This window comes from Corynebacterium faecium, assembly GCF_027257105.1.
In the GTDB taxonomy this organism is placed as follows: domain Bacteria; phylum Actinomycetota; class Actinomycetes; order Mycobacteriales; family Mycobacteriaceae; genus Corynebacterium; species Corynebacterium lehmanniae.
Map to the genome: position 1 here is coordinate 238,037 of NZ_JAPYJX010000001.1, position 16,398 is coordinate 254,434.

20 protein-coding genes are annotated in these 16,398 nt (G+C 64.0%); 2 read left to right on the forward strand and 18 right to left on the reverse strand.

The features are described 5' to 3' along the window. Nucleotides 1-12 precede the first annotated feature (12 nt). The 15 genes from O5O53_RS01205 to rpsH all read right to left on the reverse strand — a co-directional run bounded on the left by O5O53_RS01205 (nt 13) and on the right by rpsH (nt 9,990). Nucleotides 13-1,026 carry a DNA-directed RNA polymerase subunit alpha gene (locus O5O53_RS01205; protein ID WP_181889827.1) on the reverse strand — a complete coding sequence of 338 codons (1,014 nt, stop codon included), beginning with the start codon at nt 1,024-1,026 and terminating at the stop codon, nt 13-15. Between the two features lie 113 nt (nt 1,027-1,139). After that, on the reverse strand, nt 1,140-1,745 hold the full coding sequence (gene rpsD, locus O5O53_RS01210) for a 30S ribosomal protein S4 (protein ID WP_181889826.1): 606 nt from the start codon (nt 1,743-1,745) through the stop codon (nt 1,140-1,142). Nucleotides 1,746-1,772: 27 nt separating this feature from the next. Further along, complete coding sequence (gene rpsK, locus O5O53_RS01215) at nt 1,773-2,174, reverse strand: 30S ribosomal protein S11 (RefSeq protein ID WP_038609718.1); 402 nt, start codon at nt 2,172-2,174, stop codon at nt 1,773-1,775. Between the two features lie 3 nt (nt 2,175-2,177). Next, complete coding sequence (gene rpsM, locus O5O53_RS01220) at nt 2,178-2,546, reverse strand: 30S ribosomal protein S13 (RefSeq protein WP_034997293.1); 369 nt, start codon at nt 2,544-2,546, stop codon at nt 2,178-2,180. 175 nt (nt 2,547-2,721) lie between these two features. After that, a complete protein-coding gene (gene infA, locus O5O53_RS01225) occupies nt 2,722-2,940 on the reverse strand; it encodes a translation initiation factor IF-1 (protein ID WP_019193979.1) in 219 nt (72 codons plus the stop codon). 165 nt (nt 2,941-3,105) lie between these two features. Further along, nucleotides 3,106-3,885, reverse strand: coding sequence for a L,D-transpeptidase (locus tag O5O53_RS01230; RefSeq protein ID WP_239306556.1), 780 nt, complete (start codon nt 3,883-3,885; stop codon nt 3,106-3,108). A gap of 51 nt (nt 3,886-3,936) precedes the next feature. Beyond that, entirely contained in the window at nt 3,937-4,728 is a 792-nt protein-coding gene (map, locus tag O5O53_RS01235; protein WP_269508335.1) for a type I methionyl aminopeptidase, read from the reverse strand. 79 nt (nt 4,729-4,807) lie between these two features. Beyond that, complete coding sequence (locus O5O53_RS01240; protein ID WP_181889823.1) at nt 4,808-5,353, reverse strand: adenylate kinase; 546 nt, start codon at nt 5,351-5,353, stop codon at nt 4,808-4,810. After that, nucleotides 5,353-6,681 carry a preprotein translocase subunit SecY gene (gene secY, locus O5O53_RS01245; RefSeq protein ID WP_239306554.1) on the reverse strand — a complete coding sequence of 443 codons (1,329 nt, stop codon included), beginning with the start codon at nt 6,679-6,681 and terminating at the stop codon, nt 5,353-5,355. Before secY ends, O5O53_RS01240 begins: the two co-directional genes overlap by 1 nt. Nucleotides 6,682-7,272: 591 nt before the next feature. Beyond that, a complete protein-coding gene (gene rplO / locus O5O53_RS01250) occupies nt 7,273-7,737 on the reverse strand; it encodes a 50S ribosomal protein L15 (RefSeq protein WP_070474973.1) in 465 nt (154 codons plus the stop codon). 7 nt (nt 7,738-7,744) lie between these two features. Continuing rightward, nucleotides 7,745-7,930: a 50S ribosomal protein L30 gene (rpmD, locus tag O5O53_RS01255; protein ID WP_181889821.1), complete on the reverse strand. Its 186-nt coding sequence runs from the start codon at nt 7,928-7,930 to the stop codon at nt 7,745-7,747. Nucleotides 7,931-7,935: 5 nt separating this feature from the next. Continuing rightward, nucleotides 7,936-8,589, reverse strand: coding sequence for a 30S ribosomal protein S5 (rpsE, locus tag O5O53_RS01260; protein ID WP_269508337.1), 654 nt, complete (start codon nt 8,587-8,589; stop codon nt 7,936-7,938). 40 nt (nt 8,590-8,629) lie between these two features. Then, nucleotides 8,630-9,034, reverse strand: a complete 405-nt coding sequence (rplR, locus tag O5O53_RS01265; RefSeq protein ID WP_181889819.1) for a 50S ribosomal protein L18 — start codon at nt 9,032-9,034, stop codon at nt 8,630-8,632. A gap of 2 nt (nt 9,035-9,036) precedes the next feature. Next, the gene (rplF, locus tag O5O53_RS01270; RefSeq protein WP_070474977.1) at nt 9,037-9,573 is read right to left on the reverse strand and encodes a 50S ribosomal protein L6; all 537 of its coding nucleotides are present in this window, start codon (nt 9,571-9,573) and stop codon (nt 9,037-9,039) included. A gap of 18 nt (nt 9,574-9,591) precedes the next feature. After that, nucleotides 9,592-9,990: a 30S ribosomal protein S8 gene (gene rpsH / locus O5O53_RS01275; RefSeq protein WP_181889818.1), complete on the reverse strand. Its 399-nt coding sequence runs from the start codon at nt 9,988-9,990 to the stop codon at nt 9,592-9,594. A 354-nt stretch (nt 9,991-10,344) separates the two neighbouring features. On the opposite strand from rpsH, the gene O5O53_RS01280 reads away from it, so the two are divergent. Next, entirely contained in the window at nt 10,345-11,568 is a 1,224-nt protein-coding gene (locus tag O5O53_RS01280) for an amidohydrolase (protein ID WP_269508340.1), read from the forward strand. 18 nt (nt 11,569-11,586) lie between these two features. Here the strand turns inward: O5O53_RS01280 and O5O53_RS01285 are convergent, their stop codons facing one another. Both O5O53_RS01285 and O5O53_RS01295 read right to left on the reverse strand, forming a co-directional pair. Further along, nucleotides 11,587-12,819, reverse strand: coding sequence for an MFS transporter (locus O5O53_RS01285; RefSeq protein ID WP_269508343.1), 1,233 nt, complete (start codon nt 12,817-12,819; stop codon nt 11,587-11,589). Nucleotides 12,820-13,128: 309 nt separating this feature from the next. Then, a complete protein-coding gene (locus O5O53_RS01295; protein ID WP_269508348.1) occupies nt 13,129-13,842 on the reverse strand; it encodes a DUF2786 domain-containing protein in 714 nt (237 codons plus the stop codon). A 178-nt stretch (nt 13,843-14,020) separates the two neighbouring features. On the opposite strand from O5O53_RS01295, the gene O5O53_RS01300 reads away from it, so the two are divergent. After that, nucleotides 14,021-14,776: a formate dehydrogenase accessory sulfurtransferase FdhD gene (locus O5O53_RS01300; protein WP_269508351.1), complete on the forward strand. Its 756-nt coding sequence runs from the start codon at nt 14,021-14,023 to the stop codon at nt 14,774-14,776. Between the two features lie 4 nt (nt 14,777-14,780). Here the strand turns inward: O5O53_RS01300 and O5O53_RS01305 are convergent, their stop codons facing one another. After that, entirely contained in the window at nt 14,781-16,298 is a 1,518-nt protein-coding gene (locus O5O53_RS01305; RefSeq protein ID WP_269508354.1) for an OFA family MFS transporter, read from the reverse strand. Nucleotides 16,299-16,398 lie beyond the last annotated feature (100 nt).

The following is a 16,398-nucleotide window of genomic DNA, read 5'->3' on the forward strand; positions in this document are numbered from 1 at the left end:
TGCTCTGTGGTGTTACTCGGTCTCGTCCGCGCTGGTGTCGACGTAGTCGCCAGTCTCGGCGTCGTAGCCTTCGATCTGGGTCGGGTCGAAATCTTCCGGAGCGTCCTTGAGGGTCAGGCCCAGGCTGGCAAGCTTGATCTTGACCTCGTTGATGGACTTCTGGCCGAAGTTGCGGATATCCAGCAGGTCAGACTCGGTGCACTCTGCGAGCTCACCGACGGTGTGGATGTCCTGGCGCTTCAGGCAGTTGTAGGAGCGCACGGAGAAGTTCAGCTCCTCGATCGGCGTGGAGTACGCGGCGATGTACTCGGTCTCCTGCGCCGACGGGCCGATCTCGATGCCCTCGGCCGCGGTGTTCAGCTCGCGCGCCAGGCCGAAGAGCTCCACGAGGGTGGAACCGGCCGACGCGAGGGCGTCACGTGCGGTCATGGAGTTCTTGGTCTCCACGTCGATGATCAGCTTGTCAAAGTCGGTGCGCTGCTCAACACGGGTCGCCTCAACCTTGTAGGCGACGCGGGTGACCGGCGAGTAGATCTGGTCGACCGGGATGCGGCCGGCCTCACCGCCGGAGTTGGGCATGGCCGGGACGTAGCCGCGGCCGCGCTCGACAACAAGCTCCATCTCGAGGCGAGCCTGCTCATTCAGCGACGCGATGTGCAGATCCGGGTTGTGGATCTCCACGCCAGCCGGCGGCTCGATGTCGCCTGCGGTGACGTCGCCGGGGCCCTCAACAGCAAGCTGCATGACAACCGGCTCGTCGGAGTCGGAAGACAGGACGATGTCCTTGATGTTGAGGATGATCTCAGAGACGTTCTCCTTGACGCCGGTGATCGTGGTGAACTCGTGGAGCACACCGTCGATCTTGATGGAGGTCACGGCTGCGCCCGGGATGGACGACAGCAGCGTGCGGCGCAAAGAGTTGCCCAGGGTGTAACCGAAACCAGGCTCGAGCGGCTCGATGATGAACTTCGAGCGGTTGGTGTCAATGTACTCCTCGGTCAGTTCAGGACGCTGAGAGATGAGCATGAACTTCTCCTTTGTCGGCTCCCGCTATTTGAAGCCGGTAGGAACGGATATGTGGAAGATTCCGGGCACCGTGCGAACGCGTCGACAGTGCGCGGGGTGAAGCAAACGAAAGTTTACTTCGAGTAGAGCTCGACGATGAGCTGCTCCTGCAGCGGCACGTCGATCTGAGCGCGCTCGGGCAGCTGGTGCACGAGAATGCGCAGGGTGTCCGGAACGACCTGCAGCCACGCCGGAACGACGGCCTCGAGCAGGTTGTCCTGAGCCTCTTCGAACCACAGCATGCTGCGGGACTTGTCGCGGACGTCGATGATGTCGTACTGCGTCACCGCAAACGACGGCACGTTGATGTGCTTGCCGTTGACGGTGAAGTGGCCGTGGGAGACCAGCTGACGTGCCTGACGGCGGGTCTTAGCCAGACCAGCGCGGTAGATCACGTTGTCCAGACGGGACTCCAGCAGGATCAGCAGGTTGTCGCCGGTCTTGCCCTGACGACGGTTCGCCTCTTCGTAGTAGCGGCGGAACTGCTTCTCCATCACGCCGTAGGTGAAGCGAGCCTTCTGCTTCTCCTGCAGCTGGAGCAGGTACTCGGACTCCTTGATGCGGGCGCGGCCTGCCTGCCCCGGGGGGTACGGGCGACGCTCGAAGGACATGTCGCCGCCGACGAGGTCGACGCGGAGGCGACGGGACTTACGGGTAGCAGGGCCGGTGTAACGAGCCATGTTTCTTTACCTCTTTTCCTTTCAGCCTTAAACGCGACGACGCTTCGGCGGACGGCAGCCGTTGAACGGCTGCGGCGTCACGTCGGAGATCGAGGACACCTCCAGGCCGGCAGCCTGGAGCGAACGGATTGCGGTCTCGCGGCCGGAGCCCGGACCCTTGACAAAGACGTCGACCTTCTTCATGCCGTGGTCCATCGCCTTGCGGGCGGCGTTCTCGGCAGCCATCTGCGCGGCGAACGGCGTGGACTTGCGGGAGCCCTTGAAGCCGACGTGGCCGGAGGATGCCCAGGAGATCACGTTGCCCTGCGGGTCCGTGATGGACACGATGGTGTTGTTGAAGGTGGACTTGATGTACGCGTGGCCAGCGGCCACGTTCTTCTTGACGGTGCGGCGTCCGCGACGCGCACCGGAACGAGTCTGAGGAGCCATAGGTTACTTCTTCTTTCCTGCGATGGTCTTCTTCGGGCCCTTGCGGGTGCGCGCGTTGGTCTTGGTGCGCTGGCCGCGGACGGGCAGGCCACGACGGTGGCGCATGCCCTGGTAGGAGCCGATTTCAATCTTGCGGCGGATATCTGCCTGCACCTCGCGGCGCAGATCGCCCTCTACGGTGTAGGAGGACTCGATCGCGTCGCGCAGAGCGGCGAGCTGATCGTCGGACAGATTGTCCGTACGCAGGTCCGGAGAAATGCCGGTCTTCTCGAGCAGTTCCTTGGCTCGGGTTGCACCGATGCCATAGATGTAGGTGAGTGCGATCTCCATGCGCTTGTTGCGCGGGAGATCCACACCAGCTAGACGTGCCATGAGGTACGTGCCTTTCGGGTTGTTACGGTGGTTTTCTCCCCACCCGTCCACGCCAAACAACGCTTTGTCCGGGCCGTGCCGGAGAGTGGGTTGTGGTTACACGCGGCTCCAGCCACCGTGGCCAGAGGTGCACGATCCGCCACTGGGACGGATCTGGGTGAGAAGGCTGAAATGCTTACTTGTAGCGGTAAGTGATACGCCCGCGGTCCAGGTCGTAGGGGGACAGTTCCACCACGACACGGTCCTCTGGGAGGATGCGGATGTAGTGCTGGCGCATCTTGCCACTGATGTGGGCGAGAACCTCGTGCCCGTTGTCCAGTTCGACCCGGAACATCGCGTTCTTCAGGGGCTCGACAATGCGGCCCTCAACCTCGATTGCGCCTTCTTTCGCCATACACTCCACTTCCTACGCCGCCTGAAAGTGCAGGCAGCAGACGTATTTACCGGTTACATGCGGGGCCTGCGCAAGGTTGCACAAACACCGCTGGACTACATTAGCCATTTACCTGCGAAAACGCAAAAAGCCCCAGCGCTAGCCGGGGCTCATCGCGGGCACGTGTTAGAACACGTAGACCTTGTCGCCGATCTGCAGGTCGTTGAAGTACCGCTGCGCGTCCGCGCGGTAGAGGTGGATGCAGCCCGCAGACGGCACGTACGGATCATCCTGGTGGAACGCGATGCCGTTGTTGGTGAAGTACACGGAGTACGGCATCGGAGCGTTGTTGAACTCGTAGGAGATCTCGTCCTTAACCTTCCGGTTGACGTAGTGAGTGCCCTTCGGGGTGTCCTGACCCGGGCGGCCGGAGCTGATCTGCACCGGGCCGTAGTAGATCTCGCCGTTGTTCTGCAGCCAGGACTTCTGATTGGTCAGGTCCACGCAGGCCTTCGCGTCCGCCGGGCACGGGGAGGTACGCGGCGCAGGTGCCGGGGCCGGTGCCGGAGCTGGCGCCGGCTCGGGCTTCGGTGCGGGGGCCGGTGCCGGCTTCGGGGTCTTCTCAGCGATCAGGCCTGGGAAGAACGTCTCGAGGATCTCATCGATGCGCTGCTTCGCCTTCGCCGGCAACTGCGGGTCGATGGCGGCCAGCGCGTCAGCCTGCTGGCGCAGGCCGTTGCGGATGTTCCACGCGGCGTCGCGCGCGGACTTATCCAGATTGCTGAAGGAGGTGGTCGCCTGGTTGGACAGCGAGTCCAAGCTGGACATGGCAACCGGGTTCTGCGCGGGCGCGGCCTGGGCGGAAACCGGTGCTGCCAGGGAGGCGACGACACCGAGGCCGGCAGCGAACGTGGTTGCGCGTCGCTTCAGCGGCGACTGCTTTGCGTGGCGGGGACGGTAAGACATGGCGGAAGTATAACCTCCCTGTCATCAAACGCACCACAACGCGCCAGAAAACTACACGCGCGGCGTAAGAATTCTCGGGCCGCCTGCGGTCGCCGCGACGGTGTGCTCCCAGTGGGCGGCGGGTGCGCGGTCTACGGACACCACGGTCCATTCGTCATCCAGCACCTCGGTGTCCACTTCCCCGCCGAGGATCAGCATCGGCTCGATGGCCAGCACGGATCCGTCCTGGATGACGGGACCGCGGTTCGGCTTGCCCTCGTTGGCCAGGTACGGCTCTTCGTGCATGGTGTGGCCGATGCCGTGGCCTCCGTAACCGTCGACGATGCCCAGCTCCACCCCGAAACGCTCCTCGGCAGCAAAGGTGGCCAGCTCGAGCGCGTGGGAGACGTCGGTGAGCTTGTTGCCCGGCACCATCGCCTTGAGGCCTTCCGCCAGTACCCACTCGGTCGCGCGGTTGAGGGCGTCCACCTCCGGCGCCAACTCGCCGATGCCGAACGACCAGGCACTGTCGCCCACCCAGCCGTCGAGGGTGGCACCGCAGTCGATGGAGACCAGGTCGCCTTCTTCGAGCACAATGCTTTTCGACGGAATCCCGTGCACGACCACCTCATTCACCGACGCGCAGATAGAGCCGGTGAAGCCCTGGTAGCCCAAAAACGTCGGGATGGCGCCGTGGTCGCGGATGACCGTCTCGGCGACCTTATCCAGGTCGAGCGTGGTGGTTCCTGGCTTGGCGGCTGCGCGGACCTCCTGCAGGGCGGTGCCGACGATGCGCCCGGCGGCCTCCATGGCGTCGAGTTCCTCCGGCGTCTTGGCCGCGATCTTGCGTTTCCTGAAAACCATTGCGTGGTGGTCCTTTGGTTCGTCGATAAGCGAAATGCGAAAGGCCGGTGCAAACACACCGGCCTTCACGCTACGTGGGCTACTTACCCAGCGCCTCCATGGCGCGCTGGTTGATCTCGTCGACGTCGCCCACGGCGTCGATGGAGATGATCTGGTCACCGTAGTGCTGGATCAGCGGGGCGGTCTCGTCGCGGTAGACGCCGAGACGGGTGCGGATGGTTTCCTCGTTGTCGTCCGCGCGGCCGCGGGCGAGCATGCGCTCGACCACCACGTCCTCGTCGACGACAAAGTTGAGTACGCCGTCGAGCTTCTCGCCCTTCTTGCTCAGCAGCTCGGTGAGGATCTCAGCCTGCTCCACAGTGCGCGGGAAGCCGTCCAGCAGGAAGCCGTCCTTCGCGTCGTCCTGGTTCAGGCGGTCTTCCACCATGCGCGCGGTGACGTCGGTGGGCACGAGCTTGCCGGCGTCGATGTAGCTTTTCGCCTCAACGCCGAGCGGGGTGCCCTCGCCGATGTTGGCGCGGAACAGATCGCCCGTGGAGATGTGCGGCACACCGAGCTTCTCGGAGAGAATCGCGGCTTGGGTGCCCTTGCCGGCACCGGGAGGGCCAAGGAGAACGAGACGCATTATCGCAGAAGTCCTTCGTAGTTGGATTGCAGGAGCTGGGATTCAATTTGCTTGACCGTGGTCAGGGCCACGGAAACCATAATCAGGATGGCGGTGCCGCCGAACGCGCTCATGCCCATACGGCCGGAGCCGGTGATGCCGGCGTCCATAGCCAGGTTCGGCAGAACAGCGATCGCGGCGAGGTAGATGGCGCCGACAAACAGCAAACGGTTCATCACAAACGCCAGGTACTCCGCGGTCGGGCGACCCGGACGGATACCGGGGATGAAACCGCCGTACTTCTTCATGTTCTCCGCCTGGTCCACCGGGTCGTACTGGATGGAGACGTAGAAGTAGGAGAAGAAGATGATCAGCACCACGTAGGTGAGGATGTACTGCCAGGAACCCGGGTTCTGCAGCCACGCCATCACGTGGTTCATCCACCAGTTGTCCGGCGGGGTCTGGTTGCTCATGGTGACGATCTGGGTGATCAGCACCGGCACGTACATCAGCGAGGAAGCGAAGATCACCGGGATCACGCCCGCCTGGTTCACCTTCAGCGGCAGGTAGGTGGAGGAGCCGCCGTACTGGCGGCGGCCCACCATGCGCTTGGCGTACTGCACCGGAATGCGGCGCTGGCCCTGCTCAATGAACACGATGCCGACGACGAGCGCAATCAGCGCCAGGACAACCAGGGTCAGGGTGACCGCGCCGGACTGCTGGAGAATGAACGCGCCCTCGGACGGGATCTGGGTGGCGATGCCCGCGAAGATGAGTAGGGACATGCCGTTGCCGACGCCCTTTTCGGTGATGATCTCGCCGAGCCACATAATGAGCACCGCACCGGAGGTCATGACGATGATCATCATCAGAAGCGTCCAGATGTTGCGGTCCTCGATCAGCACCGGCATGCCCTGGCCGAGCAGCTGTTCGCGGTCCGCCAGCGCGACGATGCCGGCGGACTGCAGCAGCGCCAGCGCCACCGTGAGGTAGCGGGTGTACTGCGTCATCTTCGCCTGGCCGGACTGGCCTTCCTTCTTCAGCTCCTCAAACTTCGGGATCACCACGGTGAGCAGCTGCACGATAATCGAGGCCGTAATGTACGGCATGATGCCGATGGCGAAGATGGAAAGCTGCAGCAGCGCACCACCGGAGAACAATCCGATGATGGAGAACATCGTCGCCTGGTCGCCCTGGGAGATCTCCTCCAGGCGGGAGTTAATCAGCCCGTAATCCACGCCCGGAGTGGGGATCTGGCAGCCGACGCGGTACAGAAACATCAGCGCAAGGGTGATCAGGATCTTCTTGCGTAGATCCGGGTCCTTGAACGCCTGAGCAATAGCGGACACAAAGCCTCCTGGCCCCCGCCGCGCCACGGACGGGAGGTAGTGGACATTCGACTCCTCGCCCAGGTTTCGCGGGCACGCGAAAACCGGCGGGGCGGTCTTTTGACCTAACCACCCTAACAGCACCCGGTGGAAAGTTGATATTTCAGGTTCGGTTCGGGCGCGACTCCCAGTCTCCTCCCAGGCGCTCGGGCTGACGCATCGTGGCGGAATCCGTCAGGCGGGCTCTATCGGCCCAGGTCGGCGCAAACAGCTTCCGTGATGTGTCAGAGGTGGCGGGCGGAGCCGGCTCCCCCACCCAAATTGATTCACCGGCCGGTGAACAGATCCGCCCGTCGATTTCTCCGACCTGGGCAAAATGAACACATTGCCCACCCAGCTAGGTACTTGTTCACTCGGACCGACTGCGCGAGTGAACAAATCCCCAGCGCCCCCAGACACTTCGGGGCGGAATCCGTCAGAGCGCCCCAAAACCCCAGGTCGGCGCGAACGGCCACCGCAATGTGTCAGGATGCCCTCCCCCCCACCAATGGCGAAACCCCCGCCCTGGACGGGAATGTCCGGGGCGGGGGCTCGTCGTAAAGCTAAGTGCTCTTACGCACGCTTGGAGAACTCAACGACGTTGGCGGAACCGCCAGCGGCCTTTATCTTCTCCTCAGCGGACTTGGAGAACTTGTTCGCGGTGACGTTGAGCGCGACGTTGATGTCGCCCTCTGCCAGCACCTTCACCGGCTGCTTCGGGCGAACAAGGCCCTTGGCAACGATGTCGGCGATGGCGATGTCGCCCCCCTGCGGGAAGGCCTCGGCCAGATCCGCGACGTTGACCACCTGGTACTCGACGCGGTTCGGGTTCTTGAAGCCCTTCAGCTTCGGCAGACGCATGTGCAGCGGCATCTGGCCACCCTCGAAAGCAGCGGAAACCTGCTTGCGAGCCTTGGTGCCCTTGGTACCGCGGCCGGCGGTCTTGCCCTTGGAGGCCTCACCGCGACCGACGCGGGTCTTGGCTTTGTTTGCGCCCTCTGCCGGGCGCAGATCATGGAGCTTGATGATGTCAGCCATGTTGTATCTACTCCCCTGCAACTTCTTCAACGGTGACGAGGTGGCGCACCTTGAGGATCTGGCCGCGGGTAGCCGCGTTGTCCTTCTTCACGACGGACTGGCCGATCTTGCGCAGGCCGAGAGCCTCGAGGTTCTTACGGGTGGTCGGCTTCTCGCCAACCTTGCCGTGGTGCAGCGTAATCTTCAGTGCCATGGTGCTTAGGCCTCCTGTCCTGCGCGTGCGCGCAGCATACGAGCCGGTGCAACTTCCTCGACGGACTTGCCGCGCTTGGCAGCCACCTCTTCGGGGCGGACAAGCTGCTTCAGGCCTGCGACGGTTGCCTGGACCACGTTCAGGGCGTTGTCCGAGCCAAGGGACTTGGCCAGGATGTCCTGAATACCAGCGCACTCGAGCACCGGACGGACAGCGCCGCCGGCGATGACACCGGTACCCGGAGCAGCCGGGCGGAGCATGACGATGCCCGCAGCCTCTTCTGCCTGGACCGGGTGAGGAATGGTGCCGCCGATCATCGGGACGCGGAAGAAGTTCTTGCGAGCTTCCTCTGCACCCTTCTGGATTGCGGCGGGAACTTCCTTTGCCTTGCCGTAGCCGACGCCGACCATGCCCTCACCGTCGCCGACGACGACGAGTGCGGTGAAGGACATGTTGCGGCCGCCCTTGACGGTCTTGGCAACGCGGTTGATGGTGATGACGCGCTCGATGTACTTGTCGCGCTCGTCGTTCTGGTTGTTGCGACGGTCGTCGCGGCGGCCGCGGCCACCACGGTTGCTACGATCGTTGCGGTCGTTGCGGTCGTTGTTGTTCTGGTTGTCGGCGGAGCGCCCGCCGTCACGCCGTTCACGTTCGGCCATTACGCGATCCTTCCGTTGATGGTGATGTTTGCGGTGATCATTAGAACTTCAGACCACCTTCACGAGCTGCTTCGGCCAGGGCCGCGACACGGCCGTGGTACTTGTAGCCGCCGCGGTCGAAGACGATTGCCTCGATGCCTGCAGCCTTGGCGCGCTCAGCGACGAGCTGGCCAACCTTGGCAGCCTTTTCCTTCTTGTCGCCCTCTAGGTTGCGCACGTCCGGCTCGATGGACGACGCGGAGACCAGGGTGTGGCCTGCGAGGTCGTCGATGACCTGGACGTGGATGTGACGCGAGGAGCGGTGCACAACGAGACGCGGGGTCTCCGGGGTGCCGCGCAGCGTCTTGCGGATGCGGTTGTGGCGACGTGCGCGTGCCTCGCGGCGGCGGGACGAGATGTCCTTGCCAACCGGGGTGCGCTTGGTGTTCTCTGCAGTATTGCTCATGATTACTTACCCGTCTTTCCGACCTTGCGGCGGACCTGCTCGCCGGCGTAACGGATGCCCTTACCCTTGTACGGGTCATCCTTACGCAGACGGCGGATGTTTGCCGCAATCTGGCCAACCTGCTGCTTATCGGAACCTTCGATGGCCAACTTGGTGTTGCCGTCGACGGAGAACGTGATGCCTTCCGGCGCCTCGATCAGGATCGGGTGCGAGTAGCCGAGGGAGAACTCGAGGTCCTTGCCCTTCTGCTGCACGCGGTAGCCGACGCCGAAGATCTCCATGTTGATCTTGTAGCCCTCGGTCACGCCCACGACCATGTTGTTGATCAGGGAGCGGGTCAGGCCATGCAGCGAACGGTTGTCACGGTGGTCGTCCGGACGAGCCACCAGGATCTGGTTGTCCTCGACGGAAGCGGTGATCGGTGCCGGCATATCCAGGTCCTTGGTGCCCTTCGGGCCCTTGACCTCGACGTGCTGGCCGTCGATCTTCACCTCGACGTTGTTCGGGATTGCGATGGGTGCATTACCTACACGAGACATAAGTCTTTCAACCTCCCTTTACCAGACGTAAGCGAGGACTTCCCCGCCTACACCCTTCTCTTGAGCCTGGCGGTCGGTGAGCAGACCGTGGGACGTGGAGATGATTGCCACGCCCAGGCCACCGAGCACCTGAGGCAGGTCGTTGGACTTCGCGTACACGCGCAGGCCCGGCTTGGACACGCGGCGCAGACCAGCGATGGAAGACTCGCGGGTCGGGCCGTACTTGAGGTTGAGCGTCAGCGACTTGCCGACCTTCTCGTCCTCAACTTTGTAATCTTCGATGTAGCCTTCCTGCTTCAAGATCTCGGCGATGTTCACCTTGATCTTGGACGAAGGCATAGACACGGCGTCGTGCTGCGCATTTGCTGCGTTGCGCACGCGCGACAGCATGTCCGCGATCGGATCAGTCATGGTCATTGTGGTGACCGTTACCTTTCTCGTTGCGGTTCCCATCCACCGGGTGACCTGTAACGCTGAGGCGTTTCGGGTCGCGTTTTCCGCATGGTCTGTCGGGGGCTACTCACGCTGCCCGCACTCAATAGCGCGGGCCGCTCGCCGCCTCCCTTGCACGCGGTCCGCATCATGGCGGGGGGCCTGCAACAAAGTTGGATGTTCAAATGTACTTCGGCTTGCGCACGCCGAAGCGTCGGCGCGCAAGTCCGAGGGGGTAACTTACCGCTTTCCTGCGCCAATGAGCAAATCGCTTATCGACGGGCACGTTCAGCGCCCCACCAACCCGCCAGAGATTCAAGACCCCATAGACTGCCCTGCATGGATACCGCCCTTGCACAGCTCGTCGGATCGCTGGCCGCCACGCGCGAGGCTCGCGAGGAACTTTACGTCTGGTTCCACCAGCATCCCGAGCTGTCGCTGCAAGAGCTGCAGACGGCCTCGAAGATCCGCTCCCGGCTGGACGCGCTGCAGCTGCCGCACACGCAGGTGGGCGAAACGGGCACGGTGTGCGTGCTGGACAACGGGCCCGGCCCGGTGGTGGCCATCCGCGCGGACATCGACGGGCTGCCGGTGCAGGAGCGCTCCGGCAAGCCGTACGCCTCCACCGCCACGCAGGTGGACGCTGTCAGCGGCCGCGAGGAGCACGTCGCCCACGCCTGCGGGCACGACTTTCACATCATGGGCGTGCTCGGAGCGCTGGAAGCTTTCGCCGCCAACCGCGACTGCTGGCGCGGCACCCTGGTCGCCGTGTTCCAGCCCGCGGAGGAGGCGTACGCCGGATCGCGGGTGATGCTGGCCAACGGCATCCGCGAGGCGATGCCGAAACCCGACGTGTATTTGGGTCAGCACGTGCTGCCGATGCTGCCCGCGGGTGTGGTCGGCACCCGCCCGGGGCCGTTCATGTCCCAGGCGTTTTCCGCCCAGATCACCGTGTGGGGCAAAGGCACCCACGGCTCCATGCCGGAAAAGGGCGTAGACCCGATTCTGCTGGCCTCTAACATTGTCACCCGCCTGCACACGGTGGTTTCCCGCGAGGTGCAGGCGAAAGACACCGCGGTGCTCACCGTCGGCGCGATCCACTCCGGTGTGAAGGCCAACGTCATCCCGGAAACTGCCGAGCTTCTGGTGAACACCCGCGCCTACACCCGGGAGGTCAGCGACACGCTGCGCAGCGCGATCACCCGCATTGTTGAGGGCGAGTGCGCCGCCGCCGGCAGCCCGCGGGAGCCGGAGATCACGTTCTACGACGAGTACCCGCTCACGGACAACGATCCGGCGATTACCTCCCGGGTGCGCGGCGCGTTCGACGCCCACTTCGGCAGCGACGCCACGGACTTGGGCCAGATCCCCGCCTCCGAGGATTTCTCCATCATCCCGGACGTGCTCGGCGTGCCTTACACGTACTGGGGCTTGGGCGGCTTCAAGGACTGGGAAAACGCCCCCAGCAACCACTCCCCGGCCTTCGCGCCCGACCTGCAGCCCACGCTCGACCGCGCGGCCGAGGCCATGATCGTGGCTGCTGCCGCGTGGCTGGTGGACTGAGAACAACAGAAGTTTCTCTTAGCCGTTGGTATCCATGCGCTGCCGAACGAGCTGGCAGCACAACGCGAGCGCTGCCACGGCCGCTGCTGAGCCACTAAGTACGGCCGGTGTCGCATGTGCAGCGACCAATAGCGACCCGGCGGCCGCGCCCAGCGCCGACCCCAGGTAGTTGGCCGAAGCGTTTGCAGCAACAGCCGTCGCGCCATCAGCAGGATTCGCTTGAATCAATACTTGTTGCTGGGGCGCGAGGGAAGCCCAACCGCACAACCCCCAGACAAACAGACTGACTACCACCAACACTGGAACCTGGCCTTGGGTCATGCCGAGCAACGCACAGGTGAGGCCCCCAAGGATCACAGCACTGAGCCGCAGCGGGTCATGTCTGTCCGCGAGCAACCCAATCCCCAGTGCTCCGACCGCGCCGCCCAGCCCCCACACCCAAATCGCTATGCTTTGATGCGCCGCAAGGTCTCCCCCGGACAGCACGACTGTGAGGTAGGTGTAAAGCCCCAGAGAAGCGACGCCGGTCAACAGCGTCACAGTGACCGTGAGGAGATTCTTAGGCCGTGTAATAGACCGCAGCCGGTCGGCGGGACTAGACGCTGGAATCGCTGGCAGGTCCCCTCCTCGAAGTGCAGTACCCGCGAGTGCTGTACCTCCGACGACCACGATCAGCAGTATCGCGGCACGCCAATCCCAATACTGTGCCAGCATCAGACCGATCGGCACGCCGAATACGGTGCCGACCGCTAAGCCAGCAAGGACTAACGCTAGTGCTCGCCCTCGGTGTTCTTGCCCCACGAGTTCCGCGGCGACCGCAGATGATAGCGGCGAATACACACCGGCTGCTGCGCCGGCCACCACGCGAGAGGCTAGGAAGACCCAGATTGTCGGCGACAGCGCCGTGGCTAAGTTCGCCAAAGTGAACACCAGCAACGCGATGATCAGGCTGCGCCGCGATTGCCGCCCTGCCTTCCCCGCCAGCAACGGCCCCACGACGGCATACGAACCTGTAAACGCCGCAACCCCCAGCCCAACCGTGGCTTCTGGCGTTCCAAGGGCGGCTGCGATGGCCGGCAGAAGTCCCGCCACCACGTATGCGTCTAAGCCGAGTGCCACGCTCCCCAGCACGAAAGGCCATAGCCGACGCATCATCCCTGTTCCCCCTCGGTGTTCGCGTTGGCGATCACTGCCGCAAGCACACCGGGAAATAGACGATCTAGATCGTCCCGCCGCAATCGGATCAAGCATGCGCGTCCCTCTCCCCGGGTCCACGTCACCCCCGCCTCTCGCAGCATGCGCGTGTGGTACGTGAGCGTCGACCGGGGCAAATCGTCTGCAAGCTCGAGACTGTCATGGTCCAACCCGTCGGCGAGCCGACGAATCATCTCCAGCCGGGTGGGGTCGCTCAAAGCACCAAGCACCCTGGTCAGGGTGATTTCGTCGGTTGTTGGATGGTGGTATTCGCGTGGTGTCATCGAACCTCCCGAAATCGTGCAACTTTTCTTGCAACAACACCGTACAAGAAAAGTTGCACGATCACGAAGATCCCCGAAACCGCTAGAACGGAAGCGCCGGCCGCGATCGCACCCGCGTCTGCCCGATGTCGGAGTGCTGCCCCGCCTCATGCCCCTGGTCGAACGCATCCGCATCGAAGGAACGCTTGGACGAGAAGCTGCCTAGAAAGAAACCCATCTCTGCGGCGAAGTTGTCGCGGGCTTCGGTGGCCTTCTGGAAGTCGTCGACAAGCACGAGCCCATACTCCCCGTCCGATTCCTCCACGGTCTTTTCGGCCTCAGCGAGGCGCGCGCCGATGCTGGCGGCGAAGCCGGACATGAAGCTGCGGCGGCACACAACTGCCGATTCTCCCCAGTGGGTGGCGCGCACCTTCTGCGCGTCCGCGAGCATGACGGGCAGAAGCAGCGCGTAGAGCATGTCCACCCGTTCCAGGTGGCGCGCGCAGCCGAAGATGACGGCGTCTTTCATGCGCGTGGAGTTGTACACGCGCTGCGAAAAGCCCGTGCAGTGCAGCGCGAATGCGATGGTCAGCAGCAGGTTCGCCTGCATCTCCGTGTAGGAACCGGCGAACTCGTAGGTGCGCTGGCCCATCTCGTCGCCGTCCTCGGTGTCCAGGTCGCGTTGTTCGTAGCCGTACTCCGCCATGAGCTCGAACGCCCTGGCGTAGAACGCGTCGCCCTCCGGCGTGCCCTCACGGTCGCGGGCCTGGTTGAGCAGTTTCTGCAGTCGTTGTTTGATCTTGTCTTCGGTACGCATCGGACGCACCCACCCCTTTCTGTGTTCGGATGTGTGGGTGCAGTTGTAGCGGGGCGTCAAGGCGGATGTTTTCGGGCTTGTGGAATTCGCGTTCGCACCCCTGTGGATAACCCGCGTTTTCGCACGCAGATTCGCCGCAAGTTCGCGAGTTAAGCATCCGGCGATACCATCGGTTCCCGTGAGCAGGACCAAACGCAGCTTCGCAGTCACCAAGATTTCCGCCGACGGCACCCGCGACACCCGCGCGGGCCAGGTCGCGGTTGAAGAGCCGTTGGAGATCCGGGCCGGTGGCGTGAGCGTCGCAACGCTGATGCGCACCCCGGGCCACGACATCGAGCTCGCCCACGGCCTGCTGCTGGCGCGCGGGATGATCACGCGTGTCGAGGACGTGGTCACCGCCCGCTATTGCGAGGGCGCGATCGGCGGCGAAAATACCTACAACCTGCTGGATGTCCAGCTCGCGCGCCCCGCGTCCCCGCAATTTATCGACCCGATCCCCGGCGACGCGTGCGGCATCTCCGCCGAGCAGCGGGTGCGCGAGCTCGCCGCGAATCTCGACGTGCGCGACGAGTTCATGGAGCTCGACCCGTCCGCGATCTTCGCGCTTCCCGGGGTGTTGTCGCAGCACCGCACGCGCGACCTGCCCACCGCCGTCGCGGGCGATGCGGGGCGCCAGGACCTCGATCCTTTGAATGCCGTGCACAAGCTTGCGGGGCACATGCTTCTCGACGCCCTCCCGTCCCCCACCCTCACCCTCGCCACCGATGCGCAGGTGGGCTTCGAAATCGTGCGCGCCGCCGCGGCCGCCGGGTTCGGCGCGGTGGCCACCACTGCCGGCGTGACGTCGATGGCCGTGGAGCTCGCCCGGGCCACCAACACTGTGCTCGTCGGCGAGGTGGGCGCCGAACGTTTCAGCGTCTACGCCGGGGCGTGAGGGTTTAGCCCGCGAACATCTGCGAGGCCTTCACCGCGGTCTCCCACAGCCCGTAGACGAGCAGCGCCGCGATAACCAGCGCAAGCACCGTCGCCACCAGGGCATGCACCGAGCCGGCGCCTCTGCCGGATGCCGTCGTTGCGGACTCTCTTGCAGCTGCACGGTCCGCCTCCACCTTGGCCTGCACCGTTTCTGGGTCCTCGAACCACTTCTCCGCAACGGGTCTGACCAGCACGTTGGCCACGAGGCCCACGGCAAGAAGCACGCACATGATGTAGAGCGAGAGCTGGTAGAGCTCCGGTCCTGAGTTGCCGCGGCTGGCCTGGCGCTCCACCACCATATTGATGATCAGTGGGCCCGCCACGCCCGCCGCGGACCAGGCGGTAAGCAGCCGGCCGTGGATCGCGCCGACCTGGTACACGCCGAACAGGTCGCGCAGGTACGCCGGGATGGTGGCGAACCCGCCGCCGTAGAAGGTGAGCAGTATCAGGGTGCTCACCACAAACAGCGCCAGGCTGGTGTGGCCGGCAGAAGCCACCACGAAGTAGAAAATCAGGCCGACGCCCAGGTAGACCATGTAAATGTTCTTACGGCCGATCACATCGGAGGCGGACGACCAGATGAAGCGACCGCCCATGTTGGCCAGCGACAGCAGGCCGACGAAGCCGGCGGCCGCCGCAGCGCTCAGCGCCGGGTAGTAGTCCTGCACCATCGGCGCGGCGTTTTCCAAGATGCCGATGCCGGCGGTGATGTTGCAGAACAGGATCACCCACAGGCACCAGAACTGCGGCGTGCGGACCGCGTTGTTCGCGCTGACGTTGGCTCCGACGATGGCGACCTTCGCCGGCTTCGCCTGGATCTTCGGCGCGCCCGACGGGGTCCAGTCCGGATGCGGCAGCCGGATGCAGTACGCACCCATCGCGATGACCAGCAAGTACACCTCCGCGAGAGTGATAAACGTCGGTTCGAGACCCGCGGCGCGATCCGCGAGCTCAGCCCCGCCGCCGAACGCCTCCATCAGCCGGTTCGAGGCCGGCGACGCGATGAGCGCGCCGCCACCGAAGCCCATGATCGCCAGCCCCGTGGCCAGGCCCGGCCGGTCCGGGAACCACTTCATCAGCGTGGACACCGGCGAGATGTAGCCGATGCCTAAGCCAATGCCGCCAATGAAGCCGTAGCCGAAGTACACCAGCCAGAGGTTCCCGGTGCCGATGCCCAGCGTGGCCACCAGGAACCCGGTCACCCACAGCACCCCAGCGACGGACATGGAGGCACGCGGCCCGACCTTTTCCACCCACGAGCCGAACAGCGCAGACGAGGTGCCCAACATGCCGATCGCCAGCGAGAAAATCCAGCCCACGGCGACCTCTCCCACCCCGAAGTGCTCCATCATCGGCTTTTTAAACACGGAGAACCCGTACACCTGCCCAATGGAGAGGTGGATCGCCAGCGCTGCCGGGACGATGAGCCAACGGTTGAATTCCTTGGGTGCGATAATCGCACCTCGGGAGAAGAATGACATGGACGCTTCCTGCCGTCTCACCTGCATAAATTACGAAGCGCATAATAACTCGCAAGTGCGAAGAAACAGAAAGCTTCCATTCACAGGAGGAGGTCAACGG

Bases quoted from the DNA above. Each gene is read 5' to 3' on its own strand.
- O5O53_RS01205 (WP_181889827.1), bottom strand. From the start codon at position 1,026: ATGCTCATCTCTCAGCGTCCTGAACTGACCGAGGAGTACATTGACACC.
- rpsD (WP_181889826.1), bottom strand. From the start codon at position 1,745: ATGGCTCGTTACACCGGCCCTGCTACCCGTAAGTCCCGTCGCCTCCGC.
- rpsK (WP_038609718.1), bottom strand. From the start codon at position 2,174: ATGGCTCCTCAGACTCGTTCCGGTGCGCGTCGCGGACGCCGCACCGTC.
- rpsM (WP_034997293.1), bottom strand. From the start codon at position 2,546: ATGGCACGTCTAGCTGGTGTGGATCTCCCGCGCAACAAGCGCATGGAG.
- infA (WP_019193979.1), bottom strand. From the start codon at position 2,940: ATGGCGAAAGAAGGCGCAATCGAGGTTGAGGGCCGCATTGTCGAGCCC.
- O5O53_RS01230 (WP_239306556.1), bottom strand. From the start codon at position 3,885: ATGTCTTACCGTCCCCGCCACGCAAAGCAGTCGCCGCTGAAGCGACGC.
- map (WP_269508335.1), bottom strand. From the start codon at position 4,728: ATGGTTTTCAGGAAACGCAAGATCGCGGCCAAGACGCCGGAGGAACTC.
- O5O53_RS01240 (WP_181889823.1), bottom strand. From the start codon at position 5,353: ATGCGTCTCGTTCTCCTTGGCCCTCCCGGTGCCGGCAAGGGCACCCAA.
- rplO (WP_070474973.1), bottom strand. From the start codon at position 7,737: ATGGCTGACATCATCAAGCTCCATGATCTGCGCCCGGCAGAGGGCGCA.
- rpmD (WP_181889821.1), bottom strand. From the start codon at position 7,930: ATGGCACTGAAGATTACGCTGCACCACGGCAAGGTTGGCGAGAAGCCG.
- rpsE (WP_269508337.1), bottom strand. From the start codon at position 8,589: ATGGCCGAACGTGAACGGCGTGACGGCGGGCGCTCCGCCGACAACCAG.
- rplR (WP_181889819.1), bottom strand. From the start codon at position 9,034: ATGAGCAATACTGCAGAGAACACCAAGCGCACCCCGGTTGGCAAGGAC.
- rplF (WP_070474977.1), bottom strand. From the start codon at position 9,573: ATGTCTCGTGTAGGTAATGCACCCATCGCAATCCCGAACAACGTCGAG.
- rpsH (WP_181889818.1), bottom strand. From the start codon at position 9,990: ATGACCATGACTGATCCGATCGCGGACATGCTGTCGCGCGTGCGCAAC.
- O5O53_RS01280 (WP_269508340.1), top strand. From the start codon at position 10,345: ATGGATACCGCCCTTGCACAGCTCGTCGGATCGCTGGCCGCCACGCGC.
- O5O53_RS01285 (WP_269508343.1), bottom strand. From the start codon at position 12,819: ATGCTTGATCCGATTGCGGCGGGACGATCTAGATCGTCTATTTCCCGG.
- O5O53_RS01295 (WP_269508348.1), bottom strand. From the start codon at position 13,842: ATGCGTACCGAAGACAAGATCAAACAACGACTGCAGAAACTGCTCAAC.
- O5O53_RS01305 (WP_269508354.1), bottom strand. From the start codon at position 16,298: ATGTCATTCTTCTCCCGAGGTGCGATTATCGCACCCAAGGAATTCAAC.